The sequence below is a fragment of the Burkholderia sp. MSMB1072 genome, assembly GCF_001524725.1.
Lineage (GTDB): Bacteria > Pseudomonadota > Gammaproteobacteria > Burkholderiales > Burkholderiaceae > Burkholderia.
Genome location: NZ_LOYC01000039.1, coordinates 1 through 20,363 on the forward strand (window position 1 = coordinate 1; position 20,363 = coordinate 20,363).

At 66.1% G+C, this 20,363-nt stretch carries 22 protein-coding genes; 7 read left to right on the forward strand and 15 right to left on the reverse strand.

Annotation, left to right across the window (positions count from 1 at the left end; all coding sequences use genetic code 11):
• Together WS89_RS33905 and WS89_RS20965 are read right to left on the reverse strand one after the other, a co-directional pair.
• Positions 1-92 (reverse strand): SDR family NAD(P)-dependent oxidoreductase (locus WS89_RS33905; protein ID WP_124488979.1); only part of this gene is annotated, 92 nt, incomplete at its 3' end.
• 51 nt (positions 93-143) lie between these two features.
• Entirely contained in the window at positions 144-884 is a 741-nt protein-coding gene (locus WS89_RS20965) for an acetoacetate decarboxylase (RefSeq protein ID WP_009687317.1), read from the reverse strand.
• 421 nt (positions 885-1,305) lie between these two features.
• Here WS89_RS20965 and WS89_RS20970 point away from each other — a divergent pair, with 421 nt between their 5' ends.
• Positions 1,306-1,887, forward strand: coding sequence for an undecaprenyl-diphosphatase (locus WS89_RS20970; protein WP_059793188.1), 582 nt, complete (start codon positions 1,306-1,308; stop codon positions 1,885-1,887).
• A gap of 24 nt (positions 1,888-1,911) precedes the next feature.
• Here WS89_RS20970 and WS89_RS20975 read toward each other — a convergent pair whose 3' ends face one another.
• From WS89_RS20975 to WS89_RS20990, 4 genes are all read right to left on the reverse strand, one after another.
• Positions 1,912-2,145 (reverse strand): hypothetical protein, encoded by a 234-nt coding sequence (locus tag WS89_RS20975; RefSeq protein WP_034205794.1) that lies wholly within the window; start codon positions 2,143-2,145, stop codon positions 1,912-1,914.
• Positions 2,146-2,299: 154 nt separating this feature from the next.
• Positions 2,300-3,121 (reverse strand): siderophore-interacting protein, encoded by an 822-nt coding sequence (locus WS89_RS20980; protein ID WP_059503873.1) that lies wholly within the window; start codon positions 3,119-3,121, stop codon positions 2,300-2,302.
• Positions 3,122-3,159: 38 nt separating this feature from the next.
• Positions 3,160-3,867, reverse strand: coding sequence for a PadR family transcriptional regulator (locus WS89_RS20985; protein ID WP_059793190.1), 708 nt, complete (start codon positions 3,865-3,867; stop codon positions 3,160-3,162).
• Positions 3,868-4,246: 379 nt separating this feature from the next.
• Positions 4,247-5,203, reverse strand: coding sequence for a LysR family transcriptional regulator (locus WS89_RS20990; protein WP_059793277.1), 957 nt, complete (start codon positions 5,201-5,203; stop codon positions 4,247-4,249).
• A 258-nt stretch (positions 5,204-5,461) separates the two neighbouring features.
• Here WS89_RS20990 and WS89_RS20995 point away from each other — a divergent pair, with 258 nt between their 5' ends.
• The 3 genes from WS89_RS20995 to WS89_RS21005 all read left to right on the forward strand — a co-directional run bounded on the left by WS89_RS20995 (position 5,462) and on the right by WS89_RS21005 (position 7,924).
• The gene (locus tag WS89_RS20995; RefSeq protein WP_059793192.1) at positions 5,462-6,373 is read left to right on the forward strand and encodes a DMT family transporter; all 912 of its coding nucleotides are present in this window, start codon (positions 5,462-5,464) and stop codon (positions 6,371-6,373) included.
• A 62-nt stretch (positions 6,374-6,435) separates the two neighbouring features.
• Positions 6,436-7,461 (forward strand): alpha/beta fold hydrolase, encoded by a 1,026-nt coding sequence (locus tag WS89_RS21000; RefSeq protein ID WP_059793194.1) that lies wholly within the window; start codon positions 6,436-6,438, stop codon positions 7,459-7,461.
• Positions 7,462-7,549: 88 nt separating this feature from the next.
• A complete protein-coding gene (locus tag WS89_RS21005; protein WP_059793197.1) occupies positions 7,550-7,924 on the forward strand; it encodes a hypothetical protein in 375 nt (124 codons plus the stop codon).
• 67 nt (positions 7,925-7,991) lie between these two features.
• On the opposite strand, the gene WS89_RS21010 is transcribed toward WS89_RS21005, so the two are convergent.
• From WS89_RS21010 to WS89_RS21020, 3 genes are all read right to left on the reverse strand, one after another.
• Positions 7,992-8,816: an ankyrin repeat domain-containing protein gene (locus WS89_RS21010; RefSeq protein ID WP_059793199.1), complete on the reverse strand. Its 825-nt coding sequence runs from the start codon at positions 8,814-8,816 to the stop codon at positions 7,992-7,994.
• Positions 8,817-8,989: 173 nt separating this feature from the next.
• Entirely contained in the window at positions 8,990-9,511 is a 522-nt protein-coding gene (locus WS89_RS21015) for a DUF2867 domain-containing protein (RefSeq protein ID WP_059793202.1), read from the reverse strand.
• A 138-nt stretch (positions 9,512-9,649) separates the two neighbouring features.
• Entirely contained in the window at positions 9,650-10,231 is a 582-nt protein-coding gene (locus tag WS89_RS21020) for a TetR/AcrR family transcriptional regulator (protein ID WP_059503528.1), read from the reverse strand.
• Positions 10,232-10,486: 255 nt separating this feature from the next.
• On the opposite strand from WS89_RS21020, the gene WS89_RS21025 reads away from it, so the two are divergent.
• Positions 10,487-11,617 carry an alpha/beta fold hydrolase gene (locus WS89_RS21025; protein ID WP_059793205.1) on the forward strand — a complete coding sequence of 377 codons (1,131 nt, stop codon included), beginning with the start codon at positions 10,487-10,489 and terminating at the stop codon, positions 11,615-11,617.
• Between the two features lie 158 nt (positions 11,618-11,775).
• On the opposite strand, the gene WS89_RS21030 is transcribed toward WS89_RS21025, so the two are convergent.
• The 5 genes from WS89_RS21030 to WS89_RS21050 all read right to left on the reverse strand — a co-directional run bounded on the left by WS89_RS21030 (position 11,776) and on the right by WS89_RS21050 (position 16,716).
• A complete protein-coding gene (locus tag WS89_RS21030) occupies positions 11,776-12,867 on the reverse strand; it encodes a porin (RefSeq protein ID WP_059793207.1) in 1,092 nt (363 codons plus the stop codon).
• 169 nt (positions 12,868-13,036) lie between these two features.
• The gene (locus tag WS89_RS21035; RefSeq protein ID WP_059793209.1) at positions 13,037-13,759 is read right to left on the reverse strand and encodes an SDR family NAD(P)-dependent oxidoreductase; all 723 of its coding nucleotides are present in this window, start codon (positions 13,757-13,759) and stop codon (positions 13,037-13,039) included.
• Positions 13,737-14,858 carry a 2,3-butanediol dehydrogenase gene (locus tag WS89_RS21040; protein ID WP_059503536.1) on the reverse strand — a complete coding sequence of 374 codons (1,122 nt, stop codon included), beginning with the start codon at positions 14,856-14,858 and terminating at the stop codon, positions 13,737-13,739. Before WS89_RS21040 ends, WS89_RS21035 begins: the two co-directional genes overlap by 23 nt.
• Before the next feature lies 1 nt (position 14,859).
• The gene (locus WS89_RS21045; protein WP_059793210.1) at positions 14,860-16,164 is read right to left on the reverse strand and encodes an MFS transporter; all 1,305 of its coding nucleotides are present in this window, start codon (positions 16,162-16,164) and stop codon (positions 14,860-14,862) included.
• Positions 16,165-16,182: 18 nt separating this feature from the next.
• Entirely contained in the window at positions 16,183-16,716 is a 534-nt protein-coding gene (locus tag WS89_RS21050; protein ID WP_059793212.1) for a 2,4'-dihydroxyacetophenone dioxygenase family protein, read from the reverse strand.
• Positions 16,717-16,893: 177 nt separating this feature from the next.
• Here WS89_RS21050 and WS89_RS21055 point away from each other — a divergent pair, with 177 nt between their 5' ends.
• A complete protein-coding gene (locus WS89_RS21055) occupies positions 16,894-17,874 on the forward strand; it encodes a helix-turn-helix domain-containing protein (RefSeq protein ID WP_059793214.1) in 981 nt (326 codons plus the stop codon).
• Between the two features lie 138 nt (positions 17,875-18,012).
• Here the strand turns inward: WS89_RS21055 and WS89_RS21060 are convergent, their stop codons facing one another.
• Positions 18,013-18,960: an aldo/keto reductase gene (locus tag WS89_RS21060; protein WP_059793216.1), complete on the reverse strand. Its 948-nt coding sequence runs from the start codon at positions 18,958-18,960 to the stop codon at positions 18,013-18,015.
• 292 nt (positions 18,961-19,252) lie between these two features.
• On the opposite strand from WS89_RS21060, the gene WS89_RS21070 reads away from it, so the two are divergent.
• On the forward strand, positions 19,253-20,269 hold the full coding sequence (locus WS89_RS21070; protein ID WP_257128196.1) for a DUF3304 domain-containing protein: 1,017 nt from the start codon (positions 19,253-19,255) through the stop codon (positions 20,267-20,269).
• The last annotated feature ends 94 nt before the right edge of the window (positions 20,270-20,363 follow it).

The following is a 20,363-nucleotide window of genomic DNA, read 5'->3' on the forward strand; positions in this document are numbered from 1 at the left end:
GCGCCTGCCTTGGCCAGCTCCAGCGCGATTTCCTTGCCGATGCCGCTCGCGGCGCCCGTGACGACTGCGGTCTTGCCATTCAGGTTGCTCATGTTCGAATTCCCGTAGTGAAAGGATTGACAGGGAGAAGGACTGCGGACGGGTTACTGGGCCAGGTAATCGTAGACGACTTCGCCGAGGCCCAGCGTCAAATCCGCGACGAGGTGGCGCGCTTCGACGATCTCGAGCACGGGCAGATCGGCCACCGGCGCGAGCGCGTGCGGCGCCAGCTCGAGCGATGCGGGGCCCGTCCACGCGCCCTTCATCTTGATGTCCTGCATGTAATAGCGCACCAGTTCGCAGACGCGCGCGGTGCCGTCGACGTGCGGGATGATCTTCAGCAGGAAATTGGGGCCGGCGAGCCGCTTCGTCTGCTCGTCGATGTCGAGCTCCTTGTGCTTGTAGCCCATCGTGCCGGTCGCGACGCGCACCTTGCCGTAGTCGAGCGTGCCCAGGATGTGATCGGTGTTCACGTGCAGCGTGGGCGACGCGAGCTTCTTCGGGAAGCCCCACAGCTCGCGGCCGCCGGCGATCGGCGGGTGATCGTCGAGATACATCGCCAGCGTATAGCCGCCCGGCTGGCCGTTGTATTCGACGGGGATCACCTGGCCGCTTTCGGTGTAATCGCCGAAGCCGGTCGAATCGGCCATGCGGATGAATTCGTAATGCACGAGCGGCTCGGTGACCTGCAGCGGCTCGGGGACGATTTCGCGGAGACGGTCCGGATCGGTGCGGTACGTGATGATCAGAAACTCACGATCGACGAAACGGTACGGGCCCATCGGGAACGCAGGGCTGGTCAACGGCATCGCAAACGCTTTCGATCGGACATCGCTGGGTTTCATGCGGACTCCTTGTTGTTGATCGCTTCGTGGATGAGTGGTCGTAATCGTATGCCTGTGCGTTGCCGTTGTGCGATGCCGCATCTGGAATTAATTGTTGCCGATTTCGAATAATTCGACGCGTAAATATTGAGATGAACGATGCAAACGACCTGATGGCACGCCGGCCGGGCGATGGTGGCACGTGTCGGTGACGCCGTCATGTGAAAAAGGTGAGCCTTTACGGGAGGTGTGGTGAGCTTTTACGGGGACGTTCGCGCGGCAATATGACAATTGTGTGAACTTGTGTTGCAGTGCGGGCTCTAAGTGCGTTCGCCGCACGGCCTTGTTCGGCGACTGTCGCATTAAGCACCGCTTAAGCGGCCGCGCCCTAGCATCCGGCCGGGCAACCGGCCGATCTTTTACGCGCCACGCAACCGGATTCATGCAGAACCTCAATCTAGCCCTCTTTTCCGCCGTCAATGCCGGGGGTGCACCGCACCCGAGCGTTGCCCGCCTCGCGATCTTCGCCGCCGACTGGCTCGTCTATGCGCTACCCGCGATGCTGCTGCTGACCTGGATCGTCGGCGCGCGCGCCGCGCGGCGCCAGGCGATCGAAACCGGCGTGGGCGTGTGCGTGGCGCTCGTGCTCGCGCAGGTGCTCGGGCATGTGTGGTTCTCGCCGCGCCCGTTCATGGCCGGCGTCGGCACGCAGCTGATTCCGCACGCGCCGGACAGCTCGTTTCCGAGCGATCACATGACGTTCGCGTGGAGCATGGCGGTTGGGCTGCTGCTCGGCGGCACGACGCGGGTCACCGGTTTCGTGATGGCCGCGATGGCCGTCGCGATTGCATGGGGGCGCGTCTATGCGGGCGTGCACTGGCCGTTCGACATGGCGGGCGGCGTGCTGGTCGGCACGGCGGGCGCGCTGGCCGCGCACCTGTACGGGCAACGCGCGACCGCGCTGCTCGAACGGCTCGGCGATTCGGTGCAGGCGGCCGTGATGGGGCGCCGGCAGGCGCCGTAAGCGGAAGGAAGCGGCAGGGCGCCGTCAGCCGGACGAGCCGGCGGTGCGGGCCGATTCGGCCGAGGCGGACGGTCCGCCGCCCGCATCGTGCAGTTCGGGCGTATCGGCCGGATGTCGCGCGGCATCGCGGTCGCGGGCGCTTTCCGTCAGGATCGCGCACATCGCGACGAACAGCGCGAGAACGACTGCGGCAAGGCCGCAATAACCGGCGATCTTCAGGTGGCGAAGGAAAGGCGAAGCGTGGCTTTCTTTTGTCATGACCGGGCGCTCCTGGGCGGGCTGCGGCGGCTGTCGCCCGACAGCGGCGTCGCACACGTACATATATACCAGCCGCGATGCCGATGCCAAGCCCGCCGCTGCGCCGGCGCCACGATTGTTTCAGCGGCCCGGCATCCGGGCGCCCATCCTCCGGTCAGTCTTCCAGCGTTTCGTGCACGGCCGCCGCGCCGCGCTTCCAGTAGGCCGCCGCGCGGATGCGCGACTTGTCGACGCCGCGTTCGCCCGTCAGGTGCTGACGCACCGCGCGCATCGACAGCGCTTCGCCGGCCGCCCATACGTAGCCGTCGCCAGACGACGGCAGCGGCAGGTCGCGCACAGCGTTCAGCAGCGCGTCGCCGTTCGCCGCGTCGGCTTCGGCGCGAAAGCGCCAGATTTCATGCACGTCGGCGCGCGTATCGAACGAGATCTGCGCGGTGCGATCCGCGACTTCCAGCACGACCGCCGCGCGCGCACCGGCCGGCAATTCCTCGAGACGCCGCGCGACGGCCGGCAGCGCCGTATCGTCGCCGATCAGCAGATGCCAGTCGAAATCGGTCGGGACGACGAACGAACCGCGCGGGCCGCCGATGCCGAGCCATTGGCCGACGCGTGCCTGTGCGGCCCATTGCGAGGCAGGGCCCGGATGGTTCAACACGAATTCCAGATCGAGTTCGCAGGCGGCGCGGTCGAAGCGGCGCGGCGTGAAGTCGCGCGCGACCGGCTTGGGTTCGCCTTCCGGAAACTCGGGGCCGTTCGCGCCGAGCGTCGGCAGCGCGGGCCGCTCCGCGCCCGGCGGCGGGAAAAAGACCTTCACGTGATCGTCGAACGACGCGGATTCGAAATCGGCGAGATCGGGGCCGCCGAGCGTGACGCGCAGCAGATGCGGCGTCACGGTATGCACGCGCAGTACCTGCAGCAGGCGGAACTTGAGGGTGTGGCGCACGCGGGTGACGGTGCGCTCGGACGTGTTCTGCATCGATCCGTTCTCCTTGAGTGGTGGCGGGGCGGCGCGGATCACGCGCCGCCGCCTTCGATTTCGGCCGTCGCGCGGCGCATGATGGCCGCGATGCGGCGCTGTTCGTCGGCATCGGCGGCGCTCTTGTGCAGCAGCGCACGCTTGAGGGCGAGACGCGCCTCGACGAATTCGGGCAGCCAGCCGGCCTGCGACTCGTCCTGCGCTTCGCTGCCCGCCGATTCGCCGGCGAACGCGCGGCGCATGAATTCCATCTTGCGAGCGAGGTGCGTGAGGCGCGCGAACAGCGTGTCGACGCGCTCGCGCTGCGCGTCGAGATGCGCGCGGCCTGCGTCGGTCAGCGCATAGCGCTTGCGGTTGCCTTCCGCTTGCGACGCGACGAAGCCGACTTCCTCGAGATACGTGAGCGCCGGATACACCATGCCGGGGCTCGGGCTGTAAAAACCGTTCGAGCGCGTGTCGAGCGCCTTGATCAGTTCGTAGCCGTGGCTCGGCTGCTCGGCCACCAGCGCGAGCAGCAGCAGCTGGAGATCATCGGAGCTGAACTGGCGGCCGCGCGGCATGCCGTCGTCGCCGAAATCGCCAAAGCCGCCGCGCCCGCCCCGGCCGCCGAACGGGCCGCTACCGAACGCATCGTGGCCGCGACGGTGGCGGCCGATCGCGTACCAGAGACCGGCGAACCAGTCGGGGCGGGCATGCGCACCATGACCGTCGCATCGGGCATGGCCGCGGAAGTGGTTGTGTCGCATGATCGTGTCCTATATGTCGTAAAACATATCTAAAGATATATATCGAAAGATAGGGCGTCAAGGGGAATTATTGGGGCGGGATGGGGTGTGGGCGGTGTCGATTGACGGGCGTAGGGCCTCAATACCCAAACGGAATCCGAAGTCGATTCGAAGCCGGTTACGGCCACGCGCTATACCGCGATGCAAGCGTACGGGTGAGAAGGAGGGCGATCTGCCCAACGCGCCGGGCTTGGCGACGTAGCGGTAGCGCCGAGGCGCGCGCCTCGAACGCTTGCAAACGGACGACACGGGCTCGATGCGATGGCCATGTGCGTGGTACGGAGCGATCCGCGGCTTCCCGTGGACGCTGCTCACACGCGCCGGCAGCGTGCTTGCGGACTCAACCGCTCCTTTCCACAGACAGCGGGTCGATATTCGCGTTCAGGCGCTCGGCACCGCGCCAGGTTCGGCTGTCGACGATTTCGCCGATCATCCCGACGATCATCCGTTTCCCTTCGAGCACCGCTTGCGAATGCGAGCGCGCCGTATTTTCACAGAGCGCCCAGGTGATGTAGGCGCCCCGGATCGGACTCCACGAGATCGACTCTTCCCAGAACGCATTGCCGCTGACCGCGCAACATGGCGTGACGGTGTCGGCGATGCCGCGCCGGGCGAGTTCCATCGAGAGATGCATCGCATCGAGTTCGAACAGGATGTCGAGTTCGACGTTGCGACGGACCATCGCGTGCTCGATGGTCGAGCGGATGACGTTCTGTTTTCCCGCCAGCGCGAGTTTGCGATCGCCGAGACGCGACAGCGGCACCGCCTTGTCGGGCCTCAAGCCGGTGTCCCTGGCGCTCACGAGAACGAGGGGTTCACGAACGAGTGGTGTATGGACATAGCCCTGCGGCGGCGACGCTTCGAACGGGACGATAGCGAGGTCCAGCATGCCGGAATGCATGACATCGCGCAGCTCGTGGCTCACGCCCTCGTGAACACGAAGCCTCACGCGCGGATAGTCGGCGACCAGCCGCGCCACGAAGTTCGATGTGAAGAGGTTGCGCCAGGACGGCGCAACGCCTATCGCCAACTGGCCCGCGGCGCGGTCGCCGACCTGCTCGACCAAGGAGGTCAACTGACGAAGAATGGGTCTTGCTCGCTCCACCAGCAGCATGCCGGCCTCGGTCGGCTGAACGCCGCCCCGCGTTCGCGTAAAAAGCTTCGCGCGAAGTTGATGCTCGAGCAGCGCGATGTGGCGCGACAGCGCCGGCTGGGAGAGCCGCAAGTCGATGGCGGCCTTGTTGATACTGCCGAGTTCGGCCACACGCAAGAAGTACTCGATAAGACGGGAGTCCACTGGCGCCTCCGTGAGTTCCGGCTCGATCAATTGCAGCAGTAAAGCAGGCGTAACGCCGTTATTCAATAGATGGATAACGGCGATAGAAACTCCACATTATCGGGATAACGAAGCGCTCGCTAGCATTGAAGCAATCGCATACGAGGTCATCGACGGAAACAGTCCCATGGCAGCCCCTTATATCGAGCATTTCAGGAGCCTGTGCCTCCGCAGCAAGGACGCGACGATCGCCGCATTCGGCAGGCAGAAGGGCAGCCCGTGACGGCCGCAACCACGACCCATGCCAGTTGGAGCGCACGTCGCGGCTGGGTCGCCCTCGCCGTCGGCTATCAATGGTTCTACAACGGAGCCAATTTCCTGGCTTTCAAGGTCGCCGGGAACGCGTTGCATCCGCTGATGGTGGCGACATTGCGCTTCTCGCTTGCGGCGCTGGTCGTTCTGCCTTTCGCGCTGGCTCGCTGGCGCCGTTCGCCTGCGTCGGTCCGCGAGACGGGTGGTGCGGCGTTGATCGGCGTCACCATGCTGGTGGCCAGTCAGGCGCTCGCGATCTGGGGCACGCATTTTCTGCCGGCAGGGGTGGCCGCGATATTCGGCTCGTCTTCGCCGCTCTTTCTGGCGTTGTTCGCATGGGCGGTGTTTCATCGGCCGCTGAGCGGCCGTCAGGTCGCCGGGGTCGCCATCGGCTTTGCCGGTCTCGCGCTGATGGGCTGGACCTCTGCTACCGGCGGCGACTTCCGGCCGATGGGCGCCGCACTTGCGCTTGCCGGGACGGCCGCGTGGGCAGCCGGGTCGCTGCTTGCGCCGCGACTGGCGTTGCCTCGCGACCCCGCCATCGGCCTGGCGATACAGCTGATATCGGCCGGTGCGGTGCTCGGCGCGATCGTCGCCGTGTCGGGGATCGCTGCGACGACGCACCTTGCGCGCGTATCGCCGGCAGCATGGGCTGCACTCGCGTTTCTTGTCGTGGCGAGCACGCTGATCGGTTACGCCGTGTTCCTGACGCTCAACGCCCAGGTCTCGACGACGCTCGCCAACACCTTCAACTATGCGGCGCCGGTGATCGCGCTGGGTCTCTCGGCGCTCTTGCTGCACGAGCCGTTGACGCGCGTGAAGCTGATTGCCGGCGGCATCGCGTTGGTTGGGGTGGCGCTGATGATCGATCGCAAGTAGCTCGGCGAACGGCAGCCCTTTCACCTTCGGCAAACCGCTGAAATCAACCGGAGCCTCGGATCATGACGGAGACATCTCGACACTCGCTGGTATCGCGCACGCTCGACATGACGGGTCGGCCGACGCACTATCTCGAGAGCGGGCCGGCCGACGGGCCGCCGATATTTTTTCTGCACGGCTGGCCGAGCTTGAGCTTGATGTGGCGCGCCCAGATGGAAGCCTTTGCCGCCGACGGCTGGCACTGCGTCGCGCCGGACCTGCGCGGCTACGGCGGCTCTTTTGCGCCTGAAGCCAACGACGCCTATACCATCGAGGCCGTTGTGACGGACATGACCGAACTCCACGATCATCTCGGCGGCGAGCCCGCGATCTGGGTGGGGCACGACTGGGGTAGCGTCGTGGCCGCCGAGTTGTCCGCACATGAGCGCGAGCGCAGCCGTGGCGTCGTGCTGACGTCGCTGGCATATCAACCCGACGGGCACGCGCTGAGCACGGTCGTTCCACTGATCGACAGGACGATTTATCCTGCCGACGCGTATCCCGATGGCCAGTGGGACTACTACCGCTACTACACGACGCATTTCGACGCGGCGGTGGCCGACCTGGATGCGGACCGGGCAGCATCGCTGGCATCGATTTTTCGACCGGGCGACCCTGACTGCATCGGCAAGGTGTCGCCGAATGCGGGCGTCACGCGCAATGGAGGGCGTTTCGGTGCCGCGCATCGTGCGCCGCCGACTCCCCCCGATCCGGCTCTGTGGCCGCCGGCGGACTTTGAAGCGCTGGTAGCGTCGTTCGATACGCATGGCTTCCGTCCCGCCTGCGCGTGGTATCTGAACGATGAGGCCAACCTCGCTTACGCACGCAGCGCGCCGGATGGCGGCCGTCTGTCGCAGCCGGTGCTGTTCGTCAACGGCGAATTCGATCAGATTTGCAGCATCACCGGAAATCGCCAGGGCGACCCCATGCGTGCGGCATGCGCGGACCTGACCGTGACGACGATGCCGGCCGGGCACTGGTTACCGCTGGAATGCAAGGCCCGGCACATCGAAGCGATCCGCGCCTGGCTTCGGAGCAAAAACCTTTGATGCAGCGAGACATCGCTCGGACCGCGAACCGTAAAATGTCGGGGTGAGCACCGGCCGCTACGGCGGCGTCAGATATGGTCAGCGACACATGGATCCGAAGATGGGCTGGATTGATCGAATCAACGCACGACTGACCCGCTTCGCCCGCCGCCATGAGCCAGCCAGGTACATCGAGACCGACGGCGTGCGGCTGGTTTCCCCGAACGGCACGGAAAAGCGGCTGCCCTTCGCTGCGCTCGTCGGCGCGCGGGCCGAACTGCGCGACATCTTCGTGGGCGACATCGTTGTCCTGATGCTGCGCTTCGACGACGGCACGTGCGTCGAGTTCGGGCAGGACGATCCGAACTGGTGGGCGCTGATGGAAGGGCTCGACCGCTCCGGCCGCATCGCCAGGCCCTCCGCGAAATGGCAGCTCGAGGTGATCGCCGCCTCGGGCGATTCTGCCGCCATCGACTTGATGTAGCGAACCTGGCGATATCGGCGTGCTCTGCGCCAACGCGGAGCGCGCCGAGATGGCCGTTCACCGACCGTCATGGACGCACCATTCCCGCCGGCGGCACGGGATCGAGGCCCTGAGCCTTCAAATGCACCCATACCTTCACCTTGAAAGGATAGACCGGGCTGTCCGGCAAGGTGGCGCCCGGGATCCTGAATGTCTCGACCAGGCCGGCCGCTGCCTTGGGCGTATCGGTACGGGCGCCGAGCTCGATCAGCCGCCATACGACATCCCAGTCCGCGCCCCACGCAGCATCCACCACCATCGGCTGTCCGTCGACCTCTGCATCGATATCAGCGCCGCGCGCGTGCAGATAGGTGATCGCGTCGAGGTTGCGATCGTTGAGGAAACGTACGATCACCGGATCGCCATCCGGGCGCACCGCATTGGGATTGCCGCCGCCATCGAGCACCATCGCGAGCAGCGACGGATCGCGCCGATAGGCATTGACCGCGAGCGAAACCGCGCTGTCCCCGTCGGCATCGCGCAGGTTCGGATCGGCATGGTGCGCGATCAGCGCTGCGGCGGCCTTCTTGCGATGGATGGCGACGGCGAATTCGAGCGGCGTGACGTTGCGGGCGCCGCGCGCATTGACCGAGGCCCCGCCGGCGATCGCGCGCGCGACGGCGGCGGGATCGTCGGCCTCGATCGCCTGCTCCAGCGGGATGTCGGGTCCGCTGAATTGCATGTCCGCACTGCTCGCTGACACGGGAGCGCAACCGGCGACGATCGACAGCGCCAGCAGCCGCGCGCGCCACCTTGCCCCCGCAATGCGCTTCAGCCGTACGTCTGCCAAAACGCCTGCGTTTCGGTGCGGATGCGCGTCCCTGGCGGCGATCATCTGGTCGACGGTGTTCATGACGTCCTGGCGCTCGGCTGAAAGGCGATTTTTCCTGGTTGGTATTGCCGATGCTTTCGTACGGTGGCGAATGGCGGCCACGCACATGGCATCGGCCACGGGTGCCTGCCGGCGGCGGCGAGCGAGCGTGTGACGATCCGGTGGAAACGGACAGCGATGCCTCGTTTTCGCCGCTACCGGCCGGGCCATCCGAGCTTCTGTGCCTGATCGAGCGAGGCTCGCACGACCAGGCGATGGAAAGGCGCGATCACGCCGAGATAGGCGCGGCCCAGCAGACGATTGTAGAAGACGAGCGTAGTAAGTATCAGTTGCCGGGGCCCATCCTCGGCGGCAGGTTGCACGAGAACCGACACGCGGAAATCGAGATGGGCGTCGTCCTCGCCCAGAATGATCTCGTCTTCATGCCGTTCGAACACGCGGAAAATCCCGAGCCGGTCGTCCTTCGCGGCTTTCAGATCGATCGTCGTTTTAAGGCCGAACGGCCGGACGGCAATGTCGCGAATTCCCTGCAGCATGGCGATCCATTGGGGTTGTCCTGCGAAGACGTATCGAGCGAGAGATTCTGCGTCGTTGCAGGCAGTCGCCGGCAAATCCACCGAAAATGCGTCGACAAAATCGGCGGTGCCGAACGACCGGCTCAGCCTCGAGGTCGCCGGCGGGCCGACCTGCTTGGCCTTTTTCGGTTGCTTCTGCATGCCCACTCTCCATGCATTCAAGTTGACCGGCTGCCTCGGTGCGCCCCGAATGCACGCAGTCGAGAGAATGCGCGACGTGTTCCTGCTCGAGCCGAAGCAAACCGATCGTGGTGGTCCGGCAACGAGCATCGGACCGGATCACCGCTCCGGAGCGGCCCACCTTTGGACGCTGACCTCTGCCAGCGCTTCGAATACAGCCGGCGTGCGTTCCAGGCGGGCGATCGTTCGTGCGCCTTCGAGGGCGGCCACCAATGCGGCCGCGGCGGAGGATGCGCGCGCGGGAGTGAAACCGCACCCCCTGAAATGCTCGGCAATAATCGCGGTCGATTCGGCAAATCCACGCGCCACGCGTTGGGTCAGCTCGGCGTCGAGCGCGGGCAGCTCATTCGCGAGATTCTGCATCAGACATCCATACTGGAAATCGGAGGCGACCATTTCGGCCGCGAACGCGCTGAAAATTCGATGAACGAAATTCAGCGCATTGCCCGCCGTACTCGCCGAGATATCCCGTAATACAGCCATTCGCTTCGCAACATAATTGTCGATTGCTTCTTCCGCGAGTTGCGCCTTGCCCCGTGGGAAATGAAAGTAGAACGACCCTTTAGGCGCGCCGCTTTCTTCGAGTATCTGGGTCAAGCCGGTCGCAGTGTAGCCCTGGATGCGGAATAGTCGCTCGGCCGTGGCAATGGCGCGAGCGCGCGCGTCAGTCTTGCGTGTCATGCCGACAACCTACCACGTTCCGCTTGACGCCGCTATGGCGATCACCATAGTATGGTGATCGCCATATATCGGAGATGACCGATGTCCCATCACTCGATCAAGCCATCGGCATCCCGACGAGCGATGTTGGCGATGGGCGCGGCCGGCCTGGTTGCGGCGTTCCTTCGGCCGGCCCGCGCAACCCCTCAGGGAGGAACTGATTTGGCCACGTCGACATATGGCGAAGGAACGCTTCCCGGCGGGGTTCGCTCACGCATGATCCATGGGGTCAACGGCCTCGATGTCCATATTCTCGAGGCCGGTTACGAAAGTCCCGGCCGGCCGCTCGCGCTGCTTCTGCACGGCTTTCCGGATCTGGCTTACGGTTGGCGACACCTTCTCCCGATCCTGGCTGACGCCGGATATCACGTCGTTGCGCCCGATCAGCGGGGTTTCGGGCGCACCACCGGTTGGGTGAACGACTATGACGCCCCGCTGGAGCCATTCGGTCTCCTGAATATGACGCGCGATGCCCTCGGACTGGTTTCGGCGTTGGGATATCGGCGCACGGCGATGCTCGTCGGGCACGACCTCGGCTCGCCGGTCGCGGCCTATTGCGCGCTGGCGCGACCGGACGTCTTTCCGTCGGTCGTGCTGATGAGCGCACCGTTCCCCGGTCCGCCGGCCCTTCCGTTCAACACCGCGCAAAGCGACGCACCGTCGGCTCATCCGAACACCGAGAACCAGAAGTTGGCGGCCGCGCTGGCATCGCTCGACCCGCCGAGGGAGTATTACCAGCAATACCTGAGCACACGGCAGGCGAACGACGACATGTGGCACCCGCCTCAAGGCCTGCACGCCTTTCTTCGTGCGTTCTTCCATGTCAAGAGCGCGGACTGGCCGGGAAACCAGCCGTATCCGTTGAAGGCGCGGACCGCCACGGAGCTTGCACGAATGCCCACCTATTACGTCATGGATCTCGGCAAGACGATGCCCCAGACCGTCGCGCCATTCCAGCCGTCCGCCGCCGAGGTCCGGGCCTGCAAATGGCTTACCGAACCGGAACTCGCGGTGTACACGGCGGAGTATGGCCGTACGGGATTTCAAGGCGCCCTGCAGGCTTATCGCGTCTTTTCCGATCCTGATCTGAACGCCGAGTTGCGCCTGTTTTCAGGCAAGACGATCGATGTCCCATCGCTCTTTATTGGCGGAAAGAGCGATTGGGGTACTTATTCGGCACCGGGCGCGCTCGAATTGATGAGGACGAAGGCGACGACGAGAATGAGTCGCATCGAGCTGATCGACGGCGCCGGGCACTGGATTCAGCAGGAGCAACCGGGTCGGCTCGGCGAGCTGCTGTTCGCCTTCGCCAAGGAGGTCGATGCGGCGGAGCGTGCCGGCGATTAGTTCGGGAGCGGCCGCCGTCATGGCATCGGCTTCCGGCCCCGCGGTCTTCGATCGCCGAGTGAAACGTGAAGGACGACGGACGAACGCAGCGGCCGAACCGGCGGCGCGCATTCGTCGTCTGCCGCGCGGATGCCGGAACGCCGGCGGCCCGCGCCGGATCAGAACCGCGTACTGAATCCGATCCGCGCGATCGACTGCAATGCGCCGCTCGACGCGCCGTTCGCGTCCATCGCGCCGTTGATCTGCGCGTGGCTGCCGCGGCTTGCGCGTTGATGCACGCCCGCGACGTACACCATCGTGCGCTTGGACAGCCAGTACTGCACGGCAGCGAGCAACTGATGCGCGTGCGCGTTGTCGAGCGTGTCGTTGCCTTTCATGTACGTGTAGCTCGCGCCGATCACCCATACCGGCGATGGCCGCCACGCGGCGCCGGCTTCCGCCGACCACGCGCCCGCGCCATTCTGCGCGTTGTGCACGGTCGTGAAGAGCGCCTTCCCCGTGACCGTGCCGACCGTGTAGTGCACGCCCGCGCCCCAGTTGCGCACGCTGGTGGGCGGCAGGCCGTCGGCCGCGCCGTATTTCTGGTTCGTATAGGCGGCGCCCGCGCCGAACGGGCCGTTGTCGTAGCTGACGCCCGCGCTGACCGTGTTGTTCGCGCCGATCGATCCTGCGATGTTGCCGAAGCCGTACAGCGCGCCGACGGTCAGGCCCGACAGCGACGGGCTCGTGTACTTGACCGAATTCGCGACGCGATTGCTGCCGGCGACGCGGTCCCAGTCGAATGCGCCGGTCGGGTTGTTCGGTAGCGCGAGCCGGTCGAACGGCCCGTTGCGAAAACCGTACAGGCCGACGAGGTCCTGCGCGATCTCGTTGCCGCCGGCAGCCAGCGAATCGACCATGAACTCGTACTGGTTGCCGAGCGTCAGCGTGCCGTATCGGTCGCTCTGCAACCCGACATAGGCCGTGCGCGCGAACAGCCCGCCGCCGATGATCGAGCCGTTGCCGAGCGAATACTGGTTGACGAGCCGGAAGATCGCACGCGTGCCCGCGCCGAGATCCTCCTTGCCTTCGAAGCCGAGCAGGTTCGGAAAGAAGATGTTGTCGTCGAATTTCGCGGCGCCGTGGCCGCCTTGATTGCCGACGTAGCTGATGCCGGCATCCATCAGCCCGAACATCGTCACGCTGCTCTGGGCGAGCGCGGCGGCCGGAAGCGTGCAGGCCGCGAGTGCCAGAAAGGTCTTTTTCGTCATCTCCAGATGCTCCTCACATGGTCCGATCGAGTCGGAAATTTTTCGTCGGACTACTGATTGATATGAAAGAACCAGAGCCGGGCGACCCGGTTCGGCGACAGTCGAAGAGCGCCGCGCAACGTGCATCGGCAGGTTGCTTCGATCCGCCGATGCGCCGCGCGCGGGCGCGCTAGACCGTCGAATACCCGCCGTCCACCGGTACGATCGCGCCGGTGACGAACGACGCGGCGGGCGAGCACAGGAACAGGATGACTTCCGCGACTTCGTCGGCCGTGCCCCAGCGCCCGAGCGGCGTGCGCTCGAGGATGCGGCGCGACGCCTGCGTGTCGGCCATCAGAGCGCTGCTGAGCGGCGTGTCGATCCAGCCGGGTGCGACCGCGTTCACGCGGATGCCGCGATCGGCCCACGCTTGCGCGAGCGAGCGCGTGAGTTGCGCGATGCCGCCCTTGCTCGCGCTGTATGCGGGCCGGTCCTTGCTGCCGAAGTACGTGTACATCGACGCGATATTGACGATGCTGCCGCCGTTCGCCGCCAGCGCGGGCCGCGCGGCGTCGGATGCGCGCATGACCGACGTCAGGTTCACGTTCAGCACGTGCTCGAACTGGTCCAACCGGTACTCGTCCGCGTGGCGGCTGATGCCGACGCCATTGACGAGCACGTCGAGCAGCGGCAGCGCGGCGATCGTGCGCGTCAGGGCGGCGCCGTCGGCCACGTCGAGTTCGACGCAGCGGATGCCGGCATGCACGGGCGCATGCGGGCCGGCCGCGTCGAGCCCCAGCGCGACGACCGATGCGCCGGCCTGGGCGAAGCGCGGCGCGGTGCGCGCGCCGATGCCCGATGTGCCGCCCGTCACGACGACCGACTGCCCGTCAAACGCCCACTGACGATTCATGCTCGACACTCCCGGTGGTGGAGGCGCGACGGGCCGGCCGCTGCGCGGGTGAAACGAGGATCTTGATCTGTGTGCGGTCGGCGAGCAGTGCGTCGAAGCCGTCGGCGACGGCATTCTCGAGCGAGACGGTGCGCGTGACGATCGACGTGAGGTCGAGCGCGCCTGACGCGACGATGCGCAGGAGGTCTTCGTACGCATGCCGATAGCCGACGCTCGCGGTGAAGGTCAGCTCGTCGTTGACCGCGCGAAACGCGTCGAAACCCGCGTGCGGCATCAGGCCGACCATCACGACGCGACCGCCCTTGCGCAGTGCCCGCATCGCCGATTCGAACGTGGCCTGCAATCCGGCCGCTTCGAAACTCGTATCGACGCCGAGCCCGCCCGTGGCCGCGCGAATCGCGTCCTGCAACGCGGACGCATCGAGTCCGCGCGCATCGAACGCATGCGTCGCACCGAAGCGGGTGGCGGCCGCGAGCCGTTCGGGCGACACGTCGACGGCGACGATCGTCGTCGCGCCCTGCAGCTTCGCGAGCATGATCAGCAGCAGGCCGATCGGCCCGAGCCCGAACACCGCGCAGGTCTCGCCGAGGCGCAGCTCGCCGCGCCGCAGCGCGTGCAGCGCCACGGCGGCCGGCTCCATCACCGCAGCCTGTTCGAGGCTCACGCCGTCGGGCAGGCGGTGCAGCATGTAGGCCGGCACGACCGCGAAGTCGGCCATCCCGCCGTCGCCCATCAGTCCGGCAAAGCCCATCGACACGCACAGGTTGTACGAACCCGAGCGGCAATACGCGCACTGGCTGCAGCGATACTCGGGCTCGACCGCGACGCGGTCGCCCGTGCGCAGCGTCGTCACGCCTTCGCCGATTTCGACGACGGTGCCGCAGAACTCGTGGCCGAGCGTCAGCGGCGCGGTGCGGCGCGACAGCGGATGCGGCGTGTCCACCGGAATCGCGTGCGGGCCGTCCGCATATTCGTGCAGGTCGCTGCCGCAGATGCCGCAATACGCGACCGCGATGCGCACGTCGCCGGGGCCGACGCGCGGCGTGTCGATTTCCACGAGACGGACGTCGCGCGGGCCATGCCATTGAAGTGCGCGCATGTCAGCGTCCTCCGAGGTTCTGCGCATCGAGGCGGCCGGCGGCGGCGCCTGCGAGCGCGCGCTTGCGCAGCACGGCCGGCGCGGTTTCGACGAGTCCGAACGACAGCACGCACGCGAGGACCGCGCCGGCGGACGACGTCCACATCGCGAACTGCAGGCCGTACCTGTCCGCCGCGAAGCCGGCGACGGTGGGCGCGACGAAGCCGCCAATCAGCTCGCCGGCGCCCATGATCAACCCGAGCGCGCTCGCAATTGCGTGCGGCGGCACCGTTTCGGCCGGGATCGTCGCCATGAACAGCGTGAAGCAGCCGAGGCCCGTGTATGTGACGAACACGAGCGCGCCGAGCGCCCAGACCGAGCCGACGTGGATCAGCACGACGGGGCACACGGCCGCGATCAGCGCGAACACGATCATCGTCGGCTTGCGGCCGATCCGGTCGGAGATTGCCGGCACCGCGAAGCCCCAGAACACCCACGCGGCGCCGAGGCAGGTCATCACGACGCCCATGTCGGAAGGCGACAGACGGCGGCTTTCCACGAGGAACACCGGCGCGAACGAGATGATCACGACGAACCACGTGAGGAAGAAGCAACTGATCAGCACGCACAGCAGGATGTTGCGTTCCTTCAGCAGCGCCCAGCGGCTGACCGCCGCGCCGCCGGCGGCCGGTGCCGCGGCGATATCCGCCTGCGCGTTGCGCACGCCGCCCGGCGGTACTTCGCGCACCCAGCGCCAGATGCAGAACGCGATCAGGAAGCCCGGAATGCACGACACGTAGAACGCCTCGCGCCAGCCGTATGCGGTGGCGATGCCGATCACGACCGGCGGGCCGATCATCGCGCCGAGCAGGCCGGCGGCCGAGCCTTGCAGCAGGCCCATGTTCAGCCCGCGGCGAGTCGGCGTCGAACTCTCGACCATCAGCGATTGCGACAACGGCAGTACGGGGCCTTCGGCGATGCCCATCAGCGCGCGAAACGCGATCAGGCTCGCGAAGCCGCCGACGAGGCCCGACAGCGCCGAGCACACGGAAAAGCCGAGCACGGCCGCGATCAGCAGTGGCTTGCGCGTGCCGCGCGCGTCGGACCATGCGCCGGTGGCGGCGCCCGACAGCGCCCACGTGAGCGCCAGCGCGGACGACACCATGCCGAGCTGCGTGTTCGTCAGGTGCAGCTCGGCCGACATGAACGGAAACAGGAACGACAGCGCGAGGCGGTCGAAGAACACGAAGCCGAACGTCATGAACAGGATCAGCAGCAGCCTGTTCTCGTACGTCCATGCGGGCCGGAAGAGGGAAGGAGAAGTCATCGCGAGCCTCGCTGCGCGTCAGCGGAACAGCTTCTCGATCGCTTGCGCGCCGAGGCCGACCTTCTCGTAATGCGCCTTGCACATCGTGATGTACGAATGCACGTCGAAGTAGCCGTCGGGATTGCCGGCGTCGTCGAGCCAGATCAGCGGGCCCTTGACGATGAAGAACGCGCGCATCGGCTCGGGGTGATCGAACGCGACGAGCGTGTGGCCTTCGCCCGGTGTCTCGTACACGAAATCGCCGCGCGTCGCGGTCCATTCGTGTTCGAGGTAGCCCCATTTCCCCGACAGCGTGTACGCGAACACCTCGTGCGGGTGATAGTGCCGGTTCACGAGCCCGGCTTCCTTCGCCATCAGGATGTCGCACCATTTGTTCTGTGACGGCGAGATCCACAGCGGCCGCGACGAAACCGTTTCGGTGAACGGAACGTAATAGCGTTCGTCGTCGGTGGCCGCGTTCGGGACGTAGGCTTCGGGCAGCGCATCGGGCTTGAACGGATTGGCAATCGCAGGGATGTTTTGCCAGAATTCGGATACGGCTTTGTCGACCACGGTGTGTCTCCTGGTGTATGGGTGTCGTGGGCTCGACTTTAGCCAGCCGGTGCGCGCCGCTCTTGACTGGGCTGGACGAATTGCTTGACCGCGCCGGACATTGCATCGCACCAAAAACCAGACGGACCATCCCCCAATCCGTGCCGCTGCGCACGACAGGCGCCAGCAGGAGGCGACGTGACGAATTCGACCGTTTTTTCCCGCACGCGAGGCTCGACGGCCGACGTGCCGGCGCGCGACAGGATGGCGTACTGGGATGCGTTCAACGCGGCGACGCTGGTCGGCCTGCGCTGCTCGTCGCTGTCGCCGGCCGGGCTCGACGTCGAGAAGACCGACATCGCGCTGCCGGGCCTCGGCATCGCCGACATCAGCGGGCAGGATCACGTGATCGAGCGCAGCCCCGCGCTGGTGCGCCAGTTGCCGAAGGAGTCGCTGTTCGCGTGCCAGATCGTGAGCGGGCGCGCATATTTCATCCAGCGCGATCGATGCCTCCTGGCGGAAGCCGGCGATGTCGTCGTCTACGACACGCGCGTGCCGTATCTGTTCGGATTCCTGACGCCGATGCGGCAACTGCTGATCGATATCCCGATCGCGACATTCGACGACCGGCTCGATGCGGAACTCGCCGCGCTGCCGCTGCGGATCGCGCCGAAGCCGGGCGCGGGCGCGATGCTCGGCGCGACGTTGCGCGCGAGCGTCGAGCGATTCATGAAGACGCCGGTCGAGCGCGACGCCGAGCGGTTCGCCGAGCACACGCGCACGCTGATCGCGGAGCTCATCGACGCCGAAGTGAACGGTGCGGGCGCGTCGCGCGCGTCGCTGTCGTATCTGCTGACCGCGAAGCAGTACATCGCGACGCATCTCGGCGAGCCGGAACTTGCGCCGCAGGCCGTCGCCGATGCGGTCGGGCTGTCGCTGCGGCATCTGGGCCGCCTCTTCGCGGCCGAAGGCGAGTCGATCACGCAGCACATCTGGTCGGAACGGCTGTCGCACGCGCATCGCGAGCTGACGGATGCGCGGCTGCGCAAGACGCGCATCGGCGAGATCGCATTTCGCTGGGGGTTTTCGAGCCAGGCGCACTTCAGCCGCGCGATCCGCGAGCGCTACGGCGCGTCGCCGATGGCGCTGCGCGATGCGGTGCGTGCGGCCGCGGAGTGATGCCGGTTTTCCGAGGGTTCGGCGGCGCGGTCGACGCAAGCGGCCGTGCGAGTCAAGACGTCCGCGCGGCCGCGGGGTAAGCGCTGCCGGTTGACTTCGACGAAGACGACGGCAGCCTGCCTGCCGTCGCCACGGACTTCAGGGCGCGCTGGCTTCGTCGATCCGGCGGATGTCGTCCTGATCGAGCGTGACGCGGATCGCTTCGCCGAGCAGCGCGAGCTGCGCGAGCGACGTCGCGCTCGCGATCGGCGCGGTGATCGTCGGCCGCGCGATCTGCCACGCGAGCGCGATCGCGGCCGGCTGCGTGCCGTGCTTCTCAGACACGGCGTCGAGCGCGGCGAGGATGCGCAGGCCGCGTTCGTTCAGATACCCGGCGACGCGATCGCCGCGCACGCTCTTCTTCAGGTCGGCCTCGCTGCGGTACTTGCCCGACAGGAACCCGCTCGCGAGCGCGTAGTAGTTGACGACGCCGAGTTTCAGGTCGCGCACGACCGGCTCGAGATCGCGTTCGTAGTCGGCGCGGTCGAGCAGGTTGTATTCGGGCTGGATGACCTGGTAGGCGGGCAGCCCGTCGCGCGCGCTGATCGCGGCGGCTTCGCGCAGGCGCGCGCCGCTGTAGTTCGACGCGCCGATGATGCGCACCTTGCCAGCGTCGATCAGCGTCTGATACGCGCCGAGCGTTTCTTCGAGCGGAGCCGTGTCGGCGAGATCGCGGTGCGAGAAATACAGGTCGATGTAGTCGGTCTGCAGGCGGCGCAGCGAATCGTCGACGGCCTTCAGGATGTTGTCTTTCGACAGCCCCGCGCGCGCGTCGAGCAGGCCGACCTTGGTCGCGATCACGACCTGCTCGCGCTTGCCCGAGCGCTTCAGCCACTTGCCGATGATCGTTTCCGATTCGCCGCCGTGATTGCCGGGAACCCAGGCCGAATAGACGTCGGCCGTGTCGATGAAGTTGATGCCGGTATCGGCGAGCGCGTCGAGCAACGCGAACGATGCGTTTTCGTCGACGGTCCAGCCGAAGACGTTGCCGCCGAACGCGAGCGGCGAAACCTGGATGCTGGAGGTGCCTAGGGTGCGATGTGCCATGTTCTGCTCCGATATCTGCGGGTGACGGGGTGGGACTGCGCGACGTGAAGCCGGTCGCGTTGAGACGGCGAAGTGCGTGGCGAGGTTCCGCCGGCGTCGCTCCAACCTGCAGGTTTTGCGCTCGCGTGCCGGTATGACGGACGACGCGACGTGATCATGGCGGCGAGAGCCGTTCGAGCGCCGGTCCGGGCTCACTCAAATTATTGTATTTATTGCCGCTTTTCGTGAAGGATTCGGGAAATGACGCAGCGCGCAAGAGGACGATCTGCTCGCCGCCTGCTATCCGTACACGTTGCTCGAGCGGCTGCGTGCCGACAAGCCCGCGATGCTCGCGTCGTTGCCGGCCACGCAGCATGACGGCTTCGTGCGCGATCAACTGGCACACTGCCGGGCGCACGGCACCGAAAGCGGCGTCGCTGCTGATCTATTGCGAACCGCGGTACGGCGTGCGCTTCGACCAGGATCCGGCGATGGCGGCCGTGTTCGACGCGGCTGCGCAGGGGGAGGCATTTCCGGAGACGCTGGCGCGGGTGCCGGCGAAGGATTGGCGGCGGATACGGGAAGCGGCCGCGTGATGGCGCCTTCGCAACGCGACTCGAATGAAATCGACTGGAAGAAAAGGAAATTCAATATGAACCGCTGCCGGATCACCTTGCTGTTCGTGATGGTTTTTTCCGCGGCTGCGTGTAGCAAGAGCGTGAACGATGCCGAAAAGGACAGTCTTGCGCCCGGCGAAGTGAATAAATGGAACGACCCGAACTACGACATCATCACCGCCGGATCTTTCAACTATACGGATTACGACATCTACGGCGTCTATCTGCTGCCGCCGGACAAGAACAGTCTCGACGATGCGGCAAGCGCCGATGGGGCAAGTGCCACGCCGCGGAGCGCGACACACTGGACAGGCGGCGGTGGGCAAAGGCCGAGCGTCGCATGGGATTTTCGATGGACCACGCCTCGCAAGTTCAAGGTGTGGTGGGAGCGTGTGGTCGACAAGCGCGCATTGGAAGCCTCGTCTCCCGATTACGACGAATACACGCATCGCGAAACCCGACCCGGGATGGCATGGTGTGAAGGCGAGACCACGATCACGCGCGCGCCCGTCAAGGGCAAGAGCGGCGGCATTGTGCTGCACTTCTTCCCCGACGGCCGGGTGGAAGGCGACATGGATTTCGGAGTCGACGGCCCGGACCCGAAGGTGACCCTTTCGAAGCGCGACACGCAGCGCAAGCTGACCGATCGCGCCTGCCTGAAGGAAATTCCCAATCCGTTCTATGGGCGCAAGAAGCCGGCCCAGTGGAATTGACGCTGGACGCCCGACAGGAACAGGAGCGTAACCGCCCTCATTCGACGCATCACCGATATCACGCCGGTCGAGGATTCGATCCGCAGGATACCGC

Coding starts and splice junctions, on each gene's coding strand:
- WS89_RS21020 (WP_059503528.1), bottom strand. CDS start 10,231: ATGACACGCAAGACTGACGCGCGCGCTCGCGCCATTGCCACGGCCGAG.
- WS89_RS21025 (WP_059793205.1), top strand. CDS start 10,487: ATGATCCATGGGGTCAACGGCCTCGATGTCCATATTCTCGAGGCCGGT.
- WS89_RS20970 (WP_059793188.1), top strand. CDS start 1,306: ATGCAGAACCTCAATCTAGCCCTCTTTTCCGCCGTCAATGCCGGGGGT.
- WS89_RS21030 (WP_059793207.1), bottom strand. CDS start 12,867: ATGACGAAAAAGACCTTTCTGGCACTCGCGGCCTGCACGCTTCCGGCC.
- WS89_RS21045 (WP_059793210.1), bottom strand. CDS start 16,164: ATGACTTCTCCTTCCCTCTTCCGGCCCGCATGGACGTACGAGAACAGG.
- WS89_RS20965 (WP_009687317.1), bottom strand. CDS start 884: ATGAAACCCAGCGATGTCCGATCGAAAGCGTTTGCGATGCCGTTGACC.
- WS89_RS20980 (WP_059503873.1), bottom strand. CDS start 3,121: ATGCAGAACACGTCCGAGCGCACCGTCACCCGCGTGCGCCACACCCTC.
- WS89_RS21035 (WP_059793209.1), bottom strand. CDS start 13,759: ATGAATCGTCAGTGGGCGTTTGACGGGCAGTCGGTCGTCGTGACGGGC.
- WS89_RS21000 (WP_059793194.1), top strand. CDS start 6,436: ATGACGGAGACATCTCGACACTCGCTGGTATCGCGCACGCTCGACATG.
- WS89_RS21060 (WP_059793216.1), bottom strand. CDS start 18,960: ATGGCACATCGCACCCTAGGCACCTCCAGCATCCAGGTTTCGCCGCTC.
- WS89_RS21010 (WP_059793199.1), bottom strand. CDS start 8,816: ATGAACACCGTCGACCAGATGATCGCCGCCAGGGACGCGCATCCGCAC.
- WS89_RS20975 (WP_034205794.1), bottom strand. CDS start 2,145: ATGACAAAAGAAAGCCACGCTTCGCCTTTCCTTCGCCACCTGAAGATC.
- WS89_RS20985 (WP_059793190.1), bottom strand. CDS start 3,867: ATGCGACACAACCACTTCCGCGGCCATGCCCGATGCGACGGTCATGGT.
- WS89_RS21040 (WP_059503536.1), bottom strand. CDS start 14,858: ATGCGCGCACTTCAATGGCATGGCCCGCGCGACGTCCGTCTCGTGGAA.
- WS89_RS21005 (WP_059793197.1), top strand. CDS start 7,550: ATGGATCCGAAGATGGGCTGGATTGATCGAATCAACGCACGACTGACC.
- WS89_RS21015 (WP_059793202.1), bottom strand. CDS start 9,511: ATGCAGAAGCAACCGAAAAAGGCCAAGCAGGTCGGCCCGCCGGCGACC.